The sequence below is a fragment of the Bacillus sp. DWP3-1 genome (genome assembly GCF_049896565.1).
Lineage (GTDB): Bacteria > Bacillota > Bacilli > Bacillales > Bacillaceae > Bacillus.
The window spans coordinates 279,591-296,009 of record NZ_JAFCUN010000004.1 but is presented as its reverse complement, the minus strand read 5'-3'; the positions used below and the strand labels follow the sequence as shown (position 1 = coordinate 296,009).

At 43.2% G+C, this 16,419-nt stretch carries 16 protein-coding genes; 5 read left to right on the top strand and 11 right to left on the bottom strand.

Features of this window, described 5'->3' with window-relative positions:
• Positions 1-2: 2 nt before the first annotated feature.
• Positions 3-935, bottom strand: a complete 933-nt coding sequence (locus ACP7A0_RS11275; RefSeq protein ID WP_426005156.1) for a DMT family transporter — start codon at positions 933-935, stop codon at positions 3-5.
• Entirely contained in the window at positions 925-1,752 is an 828-nt protein-coding gene (locus tag ACP7A0_RS11270; protein WP_106039311.1) for a helix-turn-helix domain-containing protein, read from the bottom strand. Before ACP7A0_RS11270 ends, ACP7A0_RS11275 begins: the two co-directional genes overlap by 11 nt.
• 154 nt (positions 1,753-1,906) lie before the next feature.
• Between ACP7A0_RS11270 and ACP7A0_RS11265 the strand changes: the two genes are divergently transcribed.
• Positions 1,907-2,581: a GntR family transcriptional regulator gene (locus ACP7A0_RS11265; RefSeq protein ID WP_060595571.1), complete on the top strand. Its 675-nt coding sequence runs from the start codon at positions 1,907-1,909 to the stop codon at positions 2,579-2,581.
• A gap of 136 nt (positions 2,582-2,717) precedes the next feature.
• Positions 2,718-3,014, top strand: coding sequence for a DUF3817 domain-containing protein (locus tag ACP7A0_RS11260; protein WP_034664017.1), 297 nt, complete (start codon positions 2,718-2,720; stop codon positions 3,012-3,014).
• 76 nt (positions 3,015-3,090) lie between these two features.
• On the opposite strand, the gene ACP7A0_RS11255 is transcribed toward ACP7A0_RS11260, so the two are convergent.
• Positions 3,091-5,340, bottom strand: a complete 2,250-nt coding sequence (locus tag ACP7A0_RS11255; RefSeq protein ID WP_426005153.1) for a hypothetical protein — start codon at positions 5,338-5,340, stop codon at positions 3,091-3,093.
• Positions 5,341-5,731: 391 nt separating this feature from the next.
• On the opposite strand from ACP7A0_RS11255, the gene ACP7A0_RS11250 reads away from it, so the two are divergent.
• Positions 5,732-5,914 (top strand): hypothetical protein, encoded by a 183-nt coding sequence (locus ACP7A0_RS11250; protein ID WP_066031787.1) that lies wholly within the window; start codon positions 5,732-5,734, stop codon positions 5,912-5,914.
• 479 nt (positions 5,915-6,393) lie between these two features.
• Here ACP7A0_RS11250 and ACP7A0_RS11245 read toward each other — a convergent pair whose 3' ends face one another.
• Positions 6,394-6,816 carry a pyridoxamine 5'-phosphate oxidase family protein gene (locus tag ACP7A0_RS11245; RefSeq protein ID WP_034664024.1) on the bottom strand — a complete coding sequence of 141 codons (423 nt, stop codon included), beginning with the start codon at positions 6,814-6,816 and terminating at the stop codon, positions 6,394-6,396.
• A 293-nt stretch (positions 6,817-7,109) separates the two neighbouring features.
• Positions 7,110-7,979: an SDR family oxidoreductase gene (locus ACP7A0_RS11240; protein ID WP_034664026.1), complete on the bottom strand. Its 870-nt coding sequence runs from the start codon at positions 7,977-7,979 to the stop codon at positions 7,110-7,112.
• Between the two features lie 155 nt (positions 7,980-8,134).
• Here ACP7A0_RS11240 and ACP7A0_RS11235 point away from each other — a divergent pair, with 155 nt between their 5' ends.
• Positions 8,135-8,746 carry a class I SAM-dependent methyltransferase gene (locus ACP7A0_RS11235; protein ID WP_060595568.1) on the top strand — a complete coding sequence of 204 codons (612 nt, stop codon included), beginning with the start codon at positions 8,135-8,137 and terminating at the stop codon, positions 8,744-8,746.
• A 17-nt stretch (positions 8,747-8,763) separates the two neighbouring features.
• Here the strand turns inward: ACP7A0_RS11235 and ACP7A0_RS11230 are convergent, their stop codons facing one another.
• The 3 genes from ACP7A0_RS11230 to ACP7A0_RS11220 all read right to left on the bottom strand — a co-directional run bounded on the left by ACP7A0_RS11230 (position 8,764) and on the right by ACP7A0_RS11220 (position 12,786).
• On the bottom strand, positions 8,764-10,851 hold the full coding sequence (locus tag ACP7A0_RS11230) for a BglG family transcription antiterminator (RefSeq protein ID WP_216454470.1): 2,088 nt from the start codon (positions 10,849-10,851) through the stop codon (positions 8,764-8,766).
• A gap of 130 nt (positions 10,852-10,981) precedes the next feature.
• Positions 10,982-12,064 (bottom strand): C45 family autoproteolytic acyltransferase/hydolase, encoded by a 1,083-nt coding sequence (locus ACP7A0_RS11225; protein WP_226509355.1) that lies wholly within the window; start codon positions 12,062-12,064, stop codon positions 10,982-10,984.
• An 89-nt stretch (positions 12,065-12,153) separates the two neighbouring features.
• Complete coding sequence (locus ACP7A0_RS11220) at positions 12,154-12,786, bottom strand: GDSL-type esterase/lipase family protein (protein WP_426005149.1); 633 nt, start codon at positions 12,784-12,786, stop codon at positions 12,154-12,156.
• Positions 12,787-13,190: 404 nt separating this feature from the next.
• On the opposite strand from ACP7A0_RS11220, the gene ACP7A0_RS11215 reads away from it, so the two are divergent.
• Complete coding sequence (locus ACP7A0_RS11215) at positions 13,191-13,826, top strand: FMN-dependent NADH-azoreductase (RefSeq protein ID WP_034283819.1); 636 nt, start codon at positions 13,191-13,193, stop codon at positions 13,824-13,826.
• A gap of 45 nt (positions 13,827-13,871) precedes the next feature.
• Here ACP7A0_RS11215 and ACP7A0_RS11210 read toward each other — a convergent pair whose 3' ends face one another.
• From ACP7A0_RS11210 to pxpB, 3 genes are read right to left on the bottom strand one after another with little or no spacing between them, the layout of a single operon-like run.
• Positions 13,872-14,633 carry an IclR family transcriptional regulator gene (locus ACP7A0_RS11210; protein ID WP_426005147.1) on the bottom strand — a complete coding sequence of 254 codons (762 nt, stop codon included), beginning with the start codon at positions 14,631-14,633 and terminating at the stop codon, positions 13,872-13,874.
• 14 nt (positions 14,634-14,647) lie between these two features.
• Positions 14,648-15,661: a biotin-dependent carboxyltransferase family protein gene (locus tag ACP7A0_RS11205; protein WP_034664037.1), complete on the bottom strand. Its 1,014-nt coding sequence runs from the start codon at positions 15,659-15,661 to the stop codon at positions 14,648-14,650.
• Positions 15,658-16,404, bottom strand: a complete 747-nt coding sequence (gene pxpB / locus ACP7A0_RS11200) for a 5-oxoprolinase subunit PxpB (protein ID WP_375566894.1) — start codon at positions 16,402-16,404, stop codon at positions 15,658-15,660. Before pxpB ends, ACP7A0_RS11205 begins: the two co-directional genes overlap by 4 nt.
• Positions 16,405-16,419: the final 15 nt, after the last annotated feature.

Genomic DNA, 16,419 nt, shown 5'->3' with positions numbered 1-16,419 from the left:
GATCAAAGCGCCTGTTTATCCTGGAAAAGCATCGAGGGTTTCTGTTTCTTCCTCCCCGCATCTTTTTTATCTGAAAGCAGCAGTCCTCCTAAGGTCAGTGCCGTTCCGAGTACAGACATGAGGGTCAATCTCTCATGAAGAACGATCATTGAAATGACCATCGTAATAATAGGAACGCCATAAATATACACACTCGATTTCACCACACCGAGCGTTTTCACCGAAAAGCTCCATGTTAGAAAACAAATGGCAGATGCGAACAGGCCTAAAAACAGCAAGTGAAAGGCAAACGACGGGTTCATCAATCGCTCCCAGTCTAAACGAATCTTAAAATGCCAGATCAGGGGAAGCATCCAAAGCAAGCCGTAAAAAAAGACACGCCTCGTCACTTGAATGATATGGTATCCATATTGGTTGATCATTTTCGATAAAATAGAATAGAAGGCCCAGACAATGGTCGCCGTTAATGCTAGCACATCACCTAGTGGATTCAATTGGAACGTCGTCATTCCATTAAAGCTAATCAGCACAATTCCTGTCATCGCGATAAAAAAGCCTATGAAAAATCGGCGATGCAGCGGCTCATCTTTCAATAAAAAATAAGCCAATAAAAATGAGAAGAATGGCACAACTGAACTGATGACACCTGCATTCGAAGCGAACGTATAGGTGAGTGCGACATTTTCTAAAAAATAGTATAAGACCACACCGCATAATCCTGCGAGCGCAAACATCGCTTCATGCTTTTTACGCTGCACCTTCATGGTGACCGGATAGATCATCATCAGAGCCAGATACCCAATAAAAAAGCGAAAAAATAATATCTCTGTGGGAGAAAAAGCAGTTAATAATATTTTGGTTGAGATAAAGGTCGAGCCCCATAGAAAAATAGTGAACATGGCCGCTAGATGACCAAGCAGCTGTTTATTTTTCATCTGCTGTTACCTGCTTTGCAAAAATTTGCTGATATTGCCCTGGGGTGAGCCCAATAAATTCTGAAAAGAAATGACTCAAGTGACTTTGATCAGAAAAACCAGCGGAGACTGCCGCATCTACAGGCTTCACTCCTTGGGCGAGAAGCTCCTTCGCATAGTTCACTCTCACTGTCTGTAAATAACGATACGGCGTGATCCCTCTGTATTTTGTAAAAGCACGAAGAAGGGAGTATTTGTTCATAGACACAAGCTCTCCTAAGTCGTCTAACGAAATATTTTCCGTGCGGTATGTTTCAATATATTGCTGTACATCTTGGACTTTCTGTTCGGCGGCATGCGCTGCTGACGCTTTTTCCTCTGATGTATCAGCATAGGCTTCAATCAGCTGCTTCATAAAGAAATAAAACGTTTCCTGTTTATTCAAAGCTGGAGCTTCTTCTGTGATCATTTGATGAAGATCATATAATGGCTTTGTCAGTTCACTTTGTGAAAACACAGGGGCTTTAAAATGTGGCTTGTGCTGAAACATTTTCTCTATGACATCTGCTTCTATATTTAAACAACGATAATCTAGTGTCCTGTGATCAATCTGCTCGCATGCGTGATTGTCATATGGATTGAAAAGAAGGATGTCTCCCTTTTCAATGATGTATTCTTCATTTTGGCAGATCAAACGTCTTTGACCGTCCTCAATAAATCCAATCACATAGTATGTATGAAAATGATTCGGGAACTTTTGCATGATGCCATGAAAGCGATACGCCTCTAATTGCAAGTCCTGATCAAAATGTACCGTTCGTTCTTCTTGTGTTTTCATGTCGATCCCCTCTTTCACTGAACTGATCATTAGTGTAGCACACCCTTTTTCTCTTGAATTGTACGATATTGACTTTTCCGATGCAGGCTTGCCTAGAGGGAAAAACTTGGATAACATGAGACAAAAGATGATGTGTAAATGAGGGAATGACGGGATGAATTCATTCGAGATGAAAAGACCAGCACCATACCATATGCAATTTTATGAACAGCTGAAGCAAATGATATTTGATGGGCAGTTTCAGCCAGGGGAACGCATCAATGAGACACAGCTTGCCAAACAATTTGGTGTAAGCCGATCACCGGTTAGAGAGGCGATGAGGCTTTTAGAAAAAGATGAGCTCTTGATCGCTGATCATCGGTCAGGCTACTCTGTCTATACGTTAACGGAAAAAGATGTCGAGGAGCTTTATCAAGTTCGAATCGCCCTAGAAACGCTAGCTGTTGAGCTTGCATGCAAGGAAGCCGCGCAAAGAGAGCTGGATGATATTGAGCAGGTCCTCAAGCAGGCAGACGGAGCAATCAAGCAGCAGCTGCCATCTAAAGAAATCGTCCAGTTACATGAAGCCTTTCATCAAAAAATTATTCTAGCGAGTCACAATCACCGCTTATGTAAACAATTGAATCATGTGAATGCACTCATTCATTTTTGCCGTATCTTTCATTTTAGCGGCGGAGCGCGTGCTGAGACGATTCAAAAAGAGCATGCTGCCATTTATTCTGAAATGAAAGAGCGCCGCTCCACAGAAGCCGTTCAAGCGATGACGGATCATTTATTACATGATGTGATGCACTTAAAGCAAGTACTCTCTGAAACAAACAAGGATTAAGTGATTTTTCCTTTTTCCCATTTTTTAAGCATTACATGAACATATTTTGAATTTTTCGTAGATTTTAGCATGTCCAGACGATCTTTCGTTTATATTAGAAGATGAGAAACTAGCTTTTATACAGGAGGATTTGTATATGCATACAAGTATTAGCCGTCTTCGACAGGCGGGTTTTATTGAGGGTATGTCTCTTTTAACCCTTCTTTTAATTGCCATGCCTCTGAAATATTTTGCGGATATTCCGATGGCAGTCACCATTGTAGGCTCTCTTCATGGCGCATTGTTTGTCATCTATATGCTTGTTTTGGCATATGTGACTTTTAAAGTTCGCTGGCATTTGAAATGGTCCATCGCTGGTTTTTTTGCAGCGTTCATTCCTTTCGGCAACTTCGCCTATGATAAGGTGCTCCGCCAGTATGATACAAAGGCTTAATCAAAAAAGGGCTAAATCGAATGTCGTTTTAGCCCTTTGTCTACACGCTGAAGCGTTCTGTTAAAGGAACGCTTTTTTAAATTGATGCATATTTCACAATGGCTGCTTGACGCGTCATTTCGTCATACGCCACCCATAATTCATCACCTGGCAGTACACTAGTCATTGGATCGATTGGCTGTTTCACTTCATACAGCATGCCATCTCTCTCAATCTGAATGATTGCTAGCGGCTGGTTGCCGATGACGCCAGCAAATGCGACATGGGTCACTTTTGCACTTCCTTGTTTCTCTTGCATGAGACCGATTTCTCTATCCAGCTCTTCTTTCTTTGTCTGGATCGTGATTGGAGTTCCTGGTGCGACCTGCATATGATCAGGGATGAATTGGCTGACCGTTTTTGTAATAGACTGATCTCCGCTTGAAACCGTCACATCCAGCATGACAGGCTTTTGTCCATGAATCGTGACTGGATATTGCTTCACTCGCTGAATGGTTCCTGTTAACGTCACATCTTTCCCCGATCGATTCCGCACTTCATGGCCATAGGCTGCCATTTTCAACTGACCGCTGATGGCGACGAGATCGGCTTTTTCTCCTTTTCTAAATTCAAAACCAGCGGCTTGAATCATCGGAATGGTATACCTTTTCTGATCTGCTTCAAATGTAAGCGATAAGACAGTGCCTCGTCCTACGGTTTCATATGATTCTATATTTCTTAAAACAGCGCCTTTGATGATCTTTGGCTCGCTTGGCTTCGATAAATCACCCTCTTTTAAGAGCATTGCCTTTTTCTTCTTCTGATGATAGAGAATGACGATACGCTGACCCGGTTGCGGTATCTGGGTGTAAGATACAACTGTTTTAACCGTCTTCTCGATGTTTTCCCCATCATATTGAAATTGCAGCTGCATTTTGACAAGCGGCTGTTCGTTGATGTAGGTGCCCGTTTCTTTGACAGATACAATATTGGCTTCTAATGTGACACTGTCTTTAATCTTGTTGTTTCTCACCAGTCTCAAAATCGGCGGCAGGAAGATGGCTAGTACAAATAACAGTAGTGGAATAAACAGCCATATCGCCCAGTTGAGAATGAGTGGCCCGCCTTTCATGACATATTGCATAAAGGTGTCAACAGACGTTTGGTGAGCAGGACTGGCGTTTTCGATTGAGATGATTTTTTTCAAAGGAAATTCCTTTAGCTGGCTGCTCGTCGTCTCATATGCACCCGTTAATTGATTGTCGAATGAATAATAGATCCAATCGCTCTTCACATTTTTATTGAAAGTGAGCTCTTCTCTTTGTAAGGATTCATATGACAACGATTGAAAAAGCTTGCTGGCAGACGTCGCCTTATTCGTGCGATGGTTATAAATATATCCAGTCAGTTTGCCTTTTGCTTCGTCCTTTGCAGTAGAGCCTGCAATAAGAACTTCTTCTTCATTAAGCTGGTAGATATAGGTTTGATAAATTGGTTTTGGTGTTGGGACGACTTCCCCAAGCCTTCCCTCTGCATTCACTTTCCTTGCCCTTTTTGGATAATTCGATTCTACGGCGACAGCAAAGTTTTGTGATGATCCAATCTTTTTTTGCAGCCTCTGCTCAACTGTATCTTCAATGAGGCTAAACGGATCAGCGTTTTTGGAGACATAGACACCAAGCTGATGCTTCTCGTTTGAGATACCGCTAACATATGCCTTCTGGTCATTTTTCAAAGTCAATTCAAATATAGGAATAGGCGTCTGCCCTCTAAAGGAATTCATGACGACATCCATGGAGACTGGCCTTGCTGGCAGCTTTAGCTCGTTGAGATTGTGCACATGAAACTGACCATTCTTTAGCTCACCGAGGACTGCAGCGGCGCCTTCCATTTCTCCTGTAAACACGAGCTGTCCATTCCATTGATATGTATTCGTTTTTAAAAATGAGGGGATCAGTAGATTTTGCTTAACGAGCTCTTTCTTTTCTCCGCTTGGCGTTATTTTCTCGATCAACAGCTGCCCCTCTTTATTTTTTAAAGCAAGTAAGAGATTGTTACCTTGAATGGATGGAAACATTTCATTAAACGTATCGCTTTCCGTGGTCCATTCACTGATTCTTTTTCCTGATTGAGGATCATACATTCCAAAATGGAGTTGTTGGTCTTTTGATACAGCACTCACCACTCGTTTTCCTTCATCAAATGTAAAAATTCGTTTGACGTCATACTCTGTTACTTTCCCATCCGACAAATCATCTTGGTAATGGTTCCACACCATGAAACTGATAATGATCGCTGGAATAAAGAAGACAATATATCTGAGGGAAATCACTGGTATTCTTTTCACTTGATCGCTTCCTTTCATGAGGTTCCTTTACCTTATACGTTAGTGCAGCGAGAATGTTTCGTGCTAGAAGAATACCATTCCAGCCTCCGAATTCCATATTTTACAAACTTCGTTGTTTGCGATAAAATCCAATCAGATTCAAAAAAGGAGTTTTTCTCATTGGATAAGCTATCTTCTATCTTTCTAGCGGCTTGGCTGCGTGTTCCTCGTTGGTTCAAGCAATGGGTGCTCGTATCCATTTCCATTTTCTTTTTTTATATGTGTTTTGTAAAGGGGCTGACTAGCTGGCATACCTTGCCGCCCATCACTTTGCTTACGTGTGTCATTGCTTCCTTCTTCATTTGGATGTTGTGGCTAAAAGGTCAAAAAAATAAGTGAAATGGGGAAAATCATGAAAGCATTCATCAGTTATTTTGCTATCTCTTTTGTTCTGCAATGGGTTTGGTTTGGCATTGTGCACCCAAATAGTGGCGTGACACTCTTGGACATGTTCGTCTTTTCTATTTTGTTTGCAGTGATGTTCTTTTTTATCGGGCGGATTTGGCATTATCAGAAGAAAGGAAGAAGTGAGTGATCATGAAATGAACCCAATGAAAAAGGCTGCCAAATAGATGGCAGCCTTTTCCTTGCTCTTTTCATGCAAATAAATAATCAATGTGTGATCTCCGTTACGGAGTGTATGAATTAAGATTCGATCATATCAGTGTGTCATATGTGTTCCGAGTGAACCTACGTTTGAAAGTAAACGCCATGGAAGTTCTGGATAACAAGACAACGAAAGCCCTACCTCTCATTCGTCCTTACGGCTCCGAAGCCGTGCCAGTGTGAATTGTAAATCAAAACGTCTTTTTTCCACTCTTCCGCTTTTATAGGGGGCGGGTGCAGAAGGAAAAGAATAAGTTGTTCGCTTTGACAGCGTCTCGTTCTTATCAAGTAGAAGCTCTATTGCTTCTCATTATGTCATAGAAAAAAGAAAGTTTACTTTCTTTATTTATTTGCTTATTTCAACACTTAATATAAAACTATAACACATACCCCCAGCTTACGCAAGTGTTAAAGTGATAATTCTGCTGGCGTACGGCTTCCTTCATTCATGTAACGAATGGAGGTTGGATCAATCTTCAGAATCACTAGATTCGGATCATCTTTTCCTTTAAACCATTTCTCCATCTCCTCAGACCAAAGGCGGTCGATCAGTTCTGGATCATCGGTTAATGTTGCGGTACCTGCGATTTCTGCATACGTGTCACCGAATCCTTCACCTGAATAACCAATGAGAATATGGACATTCGGGTTTTTTTCAATTTCGTCTGCTTTATGTGTTTCTTTGCTCGTTGGTGTATATAATGTCAGCCCTTCATGGAAAAAAGTCATGTAGCGGGTATGCGGCTTATCCTGTTCAACGGTCGCCAGTGTTCCGACCTTTTGTTCATCTAATAGGTTGAGTACCTTTTGTTTTAATTCTTCTTGTGACATATCGTTTCACTCCTTCAAATTTCATCCGTACTCTTAGGTTTCCACGACAATCCATTCATTAAACAAAGAAATGTGTTTTTCATAAAAAGAGATCTTCTGGCTGATGCTATAGAAAACAGGCTCAATGAAGGGAGAAGTTGAACATGCATCATGAAACGATGTTCCATTTGAGTTCACTTGTCATTGCGGCAGTTGTTGTGGGCATTATCGTATGGTCTGTCTCATCTGTGCAGAAGAATCGCAAGAAATACTAAACACACCGCCCAATCAAAGCTGGGCGGTGGCGCTATTGATCATGTATTCATAAAGGAACCGCCGTTGACGTGAAGTGTTTGTCCTGTCATATAAGACGATTCGTCAGAAGCAAGCAGCACATAGCAGCCGACATGCTCTACAGGCTGTCCTGGTCTTCCCATTGGGGTTTCTGCCCCGAAGCTTTCCACACTATCCTCATCAAATGTAGATGGAATGAGCGGCGTCCAAATTGGACCTGGCGCTACACCATTCACCCGAATCCCATCTTTCACAAGCGACTGTGCCATAGAACGCGTAAAGCCGTTGATGGCCCCTTTTGTCGCCGTATAATCAATCAGCACTTTGTTGCCTCGATATGGGTTAATGGATGTTGTATTAATAATTGTACTTCCCGGTTTTAAGTAATCCAGTGCTTTCTTCGTAAAATAAAAATAAGAATAGAAGTTGGTTCTAAAGGTTTGGTGAAGCTGTTCACTAGAAATATCTTGAATCCGTTCTTTCGGATGCTGTTCAGCCGCATTATTCACTAAAATATCTAATTGCCCAAAGGCTTCAACTGTTTTTTCTACCGCTTTCTCGCAAAAGGCTTCGTCACCGACATCTCCTGCAATCGTTAAACATTTAACGCCTTCCTGTTCTACGCGCTTTTGCGTATCCTTTGCATCCTCATGTTCATTTAAGTACACAATGGCGACGTGTGCACCTTCTTTTGCATAGGCAACAGATACAGCACGTCCAATTCCACTATCTCCGCCTGTAATCAGTGCGACTTTCCCTTTGAGCTTGCCAGATCCTTGATATGATTCATCCTCAAAGATCGGCGCAGGATTCATTTCTCTTTCACTGCCTGGCTGCTGATCCTGTGTTTGGCGCGGAATGCCATTTGTTAAGTATTCACGTAAATCCATGTGTAAGCTCCTCCTTGATTTGTTGATGTATCCTTTCATTACCACCTCTTTTTTTTACTCAAACATCCCTAAACTGCACAGATGCGTTTTGTAAATTGGCATGTTTCAAGATGGGAAAAATCGGTTACATGATCATTAAAAAGGAGCGTTCTCAAATGCTGTCAACCATTTCGAAAACCTTTAGCAGACCAAAAGGCTGGCTCGGAAGCATCGCAGGCTTCATTATGGCAAATGAAAATAAAGCATTGAATCAGTGGGCCATCCAGCACTTAGATCTGACAGATAGTGAAAACATTTTGGAAATCGGCTATGGGCCCGGCTACAGCATCAAACATATGCTTAAGCATTATGAAGATCTTCACATTGATGGTCTAGATGCCTCCGCCACCATGCAGGAGCAAGCACAGTCCCGCGTCAGCAAACGGTCAAAAGACAAACAGGTCCGGCTGTATGTAGGGAAAATCGAGAAAACACGCTTGCCCGGAGAGCAGTATGACAAAGTACTGTCTGTCAACAACTTTACGATTTGGGATGATCCAAAGACTGGCCTACTCAACCTTTATCACACGTTGAAACCAGGCGGAAAACTCGTCATTGTGATGCAGCCAAGAGAAAAAGGTGCTGATGCGAGCCGGACAAAAGAGATGGGTGAAAACATATTGAATGACTTACAGTTTGCGGGGTTTGACCATTTTTCTGTTGAGTATGAGGAAATTCGTCCAACACTTGCTGTCTGTGTCACAGCCAAAAAGCCGAGAAGCGAATAAGCTCTCGGCTTTTTTTCTTACCATTTTGCTTCTTTTACAAATTGATAGAACAGCTGATGCAATTTCTGTTCAATCTCTTCCTTTGATCCCTGTCCATAAAGCACCATGCTTTCCTCACTTTCGATGATGGATGAACTGATCAGACTAAACATTTCAGACCCTTCCTTGCCAAGCTTTTGCGGCGCCAGCATCATAAGCATTCGTGACATCATTTGCTGCCCGCCGTCCATGCTTTTCACCTCGTATGCCTGATCAAGATCGTAAATATGAAAGATTGGTTCCTTGATGAATTCATGCTTTAAATGAAAAAGAGCAAACTCGGTACCAGGTATGCCTAAACCGCCTTGCTGTTCACGTTCCAGTAAGCCGCTCGCTACATCATCCGCATGTGTGATAGATCCTTCTTCTTCAAGCTGACGAAGCAGCTGTCTGATTGTTGCCTCATGCTGCGGCAGCGTCTCTCTATTTTCGATGGTAAAATGGGACAAGATGCTGCGAATCACAGACATATAATTCGTCACCTGCTCTGCAACCGCCATCATATCAACCGTTTCTTGCACAGATTCTTTAACAGCTTCTTTTGTTCTTTTTTTCTCGATCATATAAGGGATCTTCCGTTTAATATGAGCTTTCACACGCATGGCGTCATCCTCGTTTAGGAGCGGACTGACCATGATGTAATCGATATGGTCATATGGGATCGGAACAGTCGATACAATCATGTCATAGCTCGATGCATCAATTTCCTTTAGCTCCATTAAGGAGGATAAATCGAATTTGGCGATCTCCGGTAATTCTTTTTTTAGCCGCGAGGCGAGCATTTTGGAGGAACCAATCCCGCTTGAACAAACGACTAGTGCATGAATGTTTGTTTCTTCTTTTTTGATTTCAAGCACTGAGCCAAAGTGAAGCACTATAAAGGCAATTTCATCCTCTGGAAATTCAATCTCTGGAAAGAAACGCTCGACTCCTTCTTCAATCGCCATGAAAAGCAAAAAGTAGTCTTTTTTTATTTGTTGTGTGAGCGGATTATAGATTCTCATCTTTTCCTTTAAACGGTTCATGGCAGGTTCAAGATGAGACACGAGTCCCTCATACAATGAATCATTCTCATTTAAATGGTAGCCGGTTTTATTTGAAATAAAATCAATGAGCTTCTTCGTTCTGATCGCTATATCCAGCTCGATCTCATCAATACGGTATTCTGCCCCAAAGCTGCGATTGGCACTGCGCAGGTGGATGGTCATATATCCGACCTCTGCTTCAGGGATCTCCACATTAAACATGCGTTCAAGTGCTCTTGCGATTCGCTGAGATGATTCAAATTCTTTCGTCCGCTTTAGTTCAAGCAGCTCTTCCTCTTCCATTCGAATGGTTTCACCAAGCTGAATCCGTTCAATGGCATAGGTTAAGTGAACGACAAGGGCAATATAGGCACTATCAGATAAGGAGAGTGACAGTCTATTTTTCAAATGAAAGAGCAGTCTTTCTACCTTAAGCAGCTGCCCTCTGCTGACAACGCCAAACACCTTTTCCGTCGCTTTCGTTCGATGTTTGATATTCATTTCAATTGTTTCTAAAAATAATTGAATATCCAGCCGGTCAACAATGAGGTTCCCGACAATCTTTCGTTTTGCTTCTTCCGGTCCTTTTAATTCAATGCCATACCCGCGTTTTCGGATCAGCTGCAAACCGTAAGGAGCGATCCACTCCGTCAGTTCATCTAAGTCATAGCTGATGGTCGCATTTGTTACCTGCAAATCGGCTGCGAGTGTATATAATTTCACCGGTTCCTTTGCTTCAAGCAGGGCACATAATATTAAGAGCTTCCGTTCGTCAGAGCTATATTCAATTTGATCCTCATTTGACATATGAGCAAGAAGCCGCTGTTTATCCTCTTGTTCACCGACTGCCTTCAAGCCTTTCCCCGGCTGTTTATCTAGTGAAAGATCATAATTCTTTAATATGGGCTTAATCGATTTTAGTTCTCTATGAATGGTTCTTGTGCTCACCTGAACAGAATCGGCTATCTCACGAATGGTGACATAACGATTTTGCTGAATGATGTATTTGATGATCTTCTGTTCTCGTGCCGTTATGTACATGAAATGCCTCCTTCTGCAAAAATAGGTCTATTGTCACACCTTAATATAAAACGCTTTCAACAAACGATGCAATCTTAAGTTGATCTGACTTTGGCAAATGGGCTGTGACAAAATTAAATACAACGTCCGATCATACGTTTCTCCAAAATGACGGTCCATGATCCTTTTGATGAAATTGAACCTTTTGTTCATGAAAAGGCAGTGAACCCCCAGCTTTTAAAGAATACGTCGGGTTGTATACTGGAGAGCCAAAGCAATAATCCATCGTTCCTTCCTCCGGGCGGAAGATGACGGTTCGCATTGTTCCGAACAGCTCCTCATAATTGTGCACAGCCAGACCATCAGGATATTCTGTCTGGAACAGCTTAGCAAGAGAATCACTTGGTCGTCGTTGTTCTAAAGCCTTCATCAACATGTCGTATCTGACAATAGAATGATGTTTTGTCATCCCTTTTGCTGTTTGATCAGCAATCGGATGATTTGTGGCTGCAATATAACCTGCCTCCGGTCTTCTGACCATTTTGCGACCATCAATGATTTCAATCACAGCCGCTTCTCCTTTTCGATCGGCAAGCATGAGGTGAACATTTGAGGCAACGGGCATTTCCTGAATAGAGTGAATGGCTTCCTCAACCGTTCTACAGTTTTCCAGAACAGATCGAATCACATGATACACTTGCAAACCGGCAACTGCTGGAACCTTTAAACCGGCTTCATTTCCAACCGGCGGACCACAAGCAGAGAATGTGACAGAAAGACCATGCTCATTCATCCCATCAGATCTGCCAAACAAGAGCAGCGACGAGCCTGTATGACATGCCAAGCCCTTCACATGTGTCGTCACAAGACGCATATCATCAAATATCGGGGAGAAATCATAGTTACGCAGCATGACCGTTTGTTGACCGGCCGCCATATTCCCCTGCCTCACGCAGTGGGAACAGCCTGGCTGAAGATGAGATGAATAGAAAAAGGTCAAATAACGCTCATCTAATTGCAGTTCATCACAAAATCCAGCTATCTCTTCTTCTAACTGAGGAAGATAAGGGCGCATCAGCTGCTTCGTTTCCTTCACAGCCTCTTTTTCTAGCGGTTCTGTTCGAATATATTGTGTCTGTAGCAACGGGTTCTCCTTAAGCCAGACAGCCTGCTGCTTTCCTACTTCATAAGCGGTTCCTGTCATTTCATGAAAATATGCACTGATCTCCTCCATGCCTGCACACCTCTTTCGCCTTCGTTTCTTTTATCATATCGAAACCGTCATTTATTGAAAAGGATGAAAAAAACTGCAACCCCAACGGATTACAGTTGTTTACAGGATTGTTGAAACAATGCTTTTGCCATCGCTTCATATCCTTTATGGTTTGGATGAAATTGATCAATCGATAAATACTCTCTTTCATGTCCTTCAAACGCCCGGTACACATCCACAACTTCTACATGCGGATTTGTCGCAAGCGAGCAAAGCTGATGATTGTATTGCTGAAGCCACCGCCCGGCTATTGGTATTTGCGGAAAAGGATTATATAAATTCATGAGATACACGCAATAGGGCTGCTTCTGCCCTCTTTTGATCTGAGCGATTTCTTGAATCATTTTGCTGAAATTTGCTTGGCAATGCAGCGTCGCTTGCAGCAGTTTCTTTTCATCTTCACCCTTTTCATACTGCTGAATCGCTTGAACAAGGTCATTCCCGCAGCCTGTGATGGTGATGATGTCAGCTGGTGCAATAGCAAGCCTCACATCAGATCGTTTGAACAGCTGTAAAATCTGATCCGTCGTTAACCCTGACTTTGCAAATACGGACAGCTCGACTGACGCCTGTGTCTTTTTTTCAAGCATCCATTGATACCGCTCAACGAAGCCTCCGCCAAATAAACGTGCCCCCTCTCCCACTGTTAAGGAATCTCCAGTCGCAACATAGGATCGTCCCACTCTTATCCCTCACTCTCTCCTGCCTTCTCTTATATATACGAAATCGGAGAACAGATGCTTGTAGCAGATGGCTTAGGGGCATTCATCTTTTTTTCGTGAGACGTCTTTACAAACTCTTTACTTGTGAGATCGACTGTTTTTTTGTTCAATAGGAGTAGGTTTTTTATGATGAAATCCGTATCTCCAAGCGTTTCAGAAAAATTTACAAACTTTTTATCTTGATTTCGAGACTTTATACCTTGACTTCAAACTACATTGTGATTACAATGAAAATATCAGTTTTTATGTAACTGTGCTTGTTACATCTTTTTCATAGCATTCCAATATGATTAAAGATGCCACATATTCAGTGTATCTTTGGGATACACTAAAAAAAACACTGAAACAGAAAGGATTGAATGAACATGGCAAAAGTTTTATACATCACTGCACATCCGCATGATGAAACAGTTTCTTACAGTATGGCTACTGCTAAAGCATTTATCGAATCTTATAAGGAAGCAAACCCAAGTGACGAGGTTGTACATATCGATTTGTACAAAGAAAACATCCCTCACATTGATGCAGATGTATTCGCTGGCTGGGGCAAGCTGCAATCAGGTGCTGGCTTCGATACACTTTCAGCTGAAGAGCAAGCAAAAGTTGCTCGCCTAAACGAATTAAGCGATCAATTCGTTTCTGCTGACAAATATGTATTTGTTTCACCACTTTGGAACTTCTCATTCCCACCAGTTCTTAAAGCATACATCGACTCTGTTGCTGTAGCTGGTAAAACATTCAAATACACTGAGCAAGGTCCTGTTGGATTATTAACAGACAAAAAAGCTCTACACATCCAAGCACGTGGCGGATACTACTCTGAAGGTCCTGCTGCTGAACTTGAAGCAGGCCACCGTTACCTTGGTACAATTGCGAGCTTCTTCGGAATTCCTTCCTTCGAAGGTCTTATCGTTGAAGGTCACAATGCTGAACCTGCGAAAGCAGAGCAAATTAAAGCAGATGCGATCGAACGTGCAAAAGCTTTAGGAAAAACTTTCTAATAAACTGAACGCGAAAAGCCAATGATCTTAACGGTCATTGGCTTTTTATTTGTTTAGATGAAAGCCTAACTCTCTAGAGATACCACTCGCGGCTTTTTTGACCTGCTCAATTAAATATGGAAGGCGTTCCTTTTGATAGCCTGCTTCAAACCCTGCAATGCTAATACCTGCTGCGACTTCTCCAAGGTGATTGAAAATAGGGGCTCCAACCGCAGCGGTATAGTTTTCAAGCTCCGAATAGCTTAACGTATAGCCCCTTTCATTTGATTTATCCAGTATGTTTCGAAGAACCTCTTTATCTGTAATGGTCCCGATTCCGATTTTCCCTAGCTCAATCGAATCAATATAAGCGATTCTCTCGTGCTCTGGCAAAAAGGAGAGAATACTTCTTGCACAAGCACCCGCATATAGGGGAGAGCGCCTGCCGACGGCGGTGTAGAGACGAACAGGCTGCGTCCCTTCGATTTTATCCACGTAAATGGCTTCGTCTCCTTCACGAACGATGAGCTGTACAGCTTCTCCCACTTCATCCCGCAAGCCTTCCATAAATGGTCTTGCAATTCTCCGAATATCAAGGCGGTCCGCCACAAGCTGACCGTATTCAAGAAACATCAGGCCTAAACGATAAACACCTGAATCATGTTTTTCTAATAATCCCATATCGGCTAACGAGCTCGCCATGCGGTGCACAGACGTTTTCGGCATGCCGGAGAGCTCGATCATTTCATTTAACGTTAATTGGTCACGAGCGATAAACAGCCGCAAAATCTCCATTGATTTCACCACGGTTTTATTTGTATTTTGCATGTCCATCCCCTTTTCTAAACGAATGCTTCCAGCTTGATTCTGGCAGCCAGCTCCTTCAATTCTGCTTCTTGCTTAAATAGCGCCTGCTCTGCGTCCTGATGATCGATTCGCTTAAAATACAGATTCGCCCCAGGCATCGCTTGTGCAATGAGCGGCAGATCGACCGTCGCTACTTCTCCAATACGCGGGTATCCTCCTGTTGTTTGCCGATCTGCCAGCAGAATAATCGGCTGGCCGTCAGGAGGAATTTGAATAGAACCAAAGGCAACCGCCTCTGAAATCAATTCAAGCTTTTCTTTTAAATGAACCGGCTCCCCCTTCAAGCGGCAGCCCATGCGATCTGATTGAGGCGTGACTTGGTAAGGCTGTTCGAAAAAGGTGTGTTGAGATATTTCTTGAAAAAAAGAAAGGTGTCTCCCTGGCAGCACCCGAATCACGGGCGATTTCCGCAGCGGCAAAAAATGCGTATGACTTACAGTCCAATCGGGTGCGCTGTACGCCGCCTGTTTCACTTCGCTTTTGAGCCTATCAGACAATCGATCCGCTACGATTGAAGGCTTTCCAATGGACAGGACGTCTCCTTTTTCAAGCGGACGTCCGTTCAGTCCACCTATTCCTGCTCTCACATAGGTGCTTTTGCTCTGCATGACCGGCTCCACATCGAATCCACCTGCCACAGCAAGGTAAGCGCGGCAGCCTCTCTTACAAGGACCAAAGGTGATCGTGCTTCCTGATCGAACAAAGAGCGGCTTCCATAAAGGGGCTGGCTCTCCATCGATGTCGATTTCCACGTCAGCGCCAGTCACTGCAATAAGCTCATCCTTTTGACACGTCAACACAGGACCCGGCCCCATTAAAGTTATTTCCAGTACGGCTTCGTTTTCCTCGTTGCCTGTGAGAATGTTGGCAATTCTAAGTGAGAGCGGGTCCATGCCGCCGCTCGTTAAGACGCCATACTTTTGATAGCCTTTCCGACCTTTATCTTGAATGGTTGTGAACATTCCTGACTTGATGACATGAATACTCAACGTTCTGCCTCCTTCATGCTGAAAAATTCCTTTTCAGACATTTGGACAAATCTGACCTCGTCCCCTGCTCTCAATAGACTTGGGACTTTCTCGTCTGGGTAAAAGAGTGGCAGCGGGGTTTGTCCAATGAGCTGCCAGCCGCCGGGTGTGGAAATGGGGTAAACGCCGGTCTGCTTTCCCGCAATGCCGACAGATCCTTTTGGAATGGACATTCTCGGTGTTTCCCTGCGCGGGGCTGCGATCTTTTCAGACAGCCCGCCTAAAAATGGAAACCCCGGGGCAAATCCAATCATATAGACAAGATACGTCCCTGCAGTGTGAATACGCACGACTTCCTCAGTCGTTAAACGATTGATCCGGGCGACTTCTTCTAAATCAGGTCCCAGCTCTCCCCCGTAGCAGACTGGAATATCGACGATGCGGCGCTTCGACTGAACCCCCTCCTGCCATTTCTCTTCAAGAAGTGTTTCAATATAGTTTTTCACCCATTCATACGGAGACAAGTCCATTTTTTGAAGGTGGGCAGATTGATAAACGGTATATGGCTCGTAAAAAACAGTCACGTTTGTAAAGGCTTGAACAGCTTCCACATATCCGGCAAATGGATGCTGCTCAATACACGAAAACAGCTGCACAACACGCTCGTGAATCTCTTCACATATGTCTGCTCCTGCTTGGATAACGATCGCTGCATCTCCTAGCGGGTGGAAGGTGATAAAATCTTTTATCGTTGAAAATGCCACTTGAGGATCCCTCTC

What these genes read in the sequence shown, in the direction of transcription:
- ACP7A0_RS11230 (WP_216454470.1), bottom strand. Translation starts at nt 10,851, where the DNA reads ATGTACATAACGGCACGAGAACAGAAGATCATCAAATACATCATTCAG.
- ACP7A0_RS11275 (WP_426005156.1), bottom strand. Translation starts at nt 935, where the DNA reads ATGAAAAATAAACAGCTGCTTGGTCATCTAGCGGCCATGTTCACTATT.
- ACP7A0_RS11235 (WP_060595568.1), top strand. Translation starts at nt 8,135, where the DNA reads ATGCTGTCAACCATTTCGAAAACCTTTAGCAGACCAAAAGGCTGGCTC.
- ACP7A0_RS11215 (WP_034283819.1), top strand. Translation starts at nt 13,191, where the DNA reads ATGGCAAAAGTTTTATACATCACTGCACATCCGCATGATGAAACAGTT.
- ACP7A0_RS11265 (WP_060595571.1), top strand. Translation starts at nt 1,907, where the DNA reads ATGAATTCATTCGAGATGAAAAGACCAGCACCATACCATATGCAATTT.
- ACP7A0_RS11240 (WP_034664026.1), bottom strand. Translation starts at nt 7,979, where the DNA reads ATGGATTTACGTGAATACTTAACAAATGGCATTCCGCGCCAAACACAG.
- ACP7A0_RS11245 (WP_034664024.1), bottom strand. Translation starts at nt 6,816, where the DNA reads ATGTCACAAGAAGAATTAAAACAAAAGGTACTCAACCTATTAGATGAA.
- ACP7A0_RS11210 (WP_426005147.1), bottom strand. Translation starts at nt 14,633, where the DNA reads ATGCAAAATACAAATAAAACCGTGGTGAAATCAATGGAGATTTTGCGG.
- ACP7A0_RS11250 (WP_066031787.1), top strand. Translation starts at nt 5,732, where the DNA reads ATGAAAGCATTCATCAGTTATTTTGCTATCTCTTTTGTTCTGCAATGG.
- ACP7A0_RS11225 (WP_226509355.1), bottom strand. Translation starts at nt 12,064, where the DNA reads ATGGAGGAGATCAGTGCATATTTTCATGAAATGACAGGAACCGCTTAT.
- ACP7A0_RS11270 (WP_106039311.1), bottom strand. Translation starts at nt 1,752, where the DNA reads ATGAAAACACAAGAAGAACGAACGGTACATTTTGATCAGGACTTGCAA.
- ACP7A0_RS11260 (WP_034664017.1), top strand. Translation starts at nt 2,718, where the DNA reads ATGCATACAAGTATTAGCCGTCTTCGACAGGCGGGTTTTATTGAGGGT.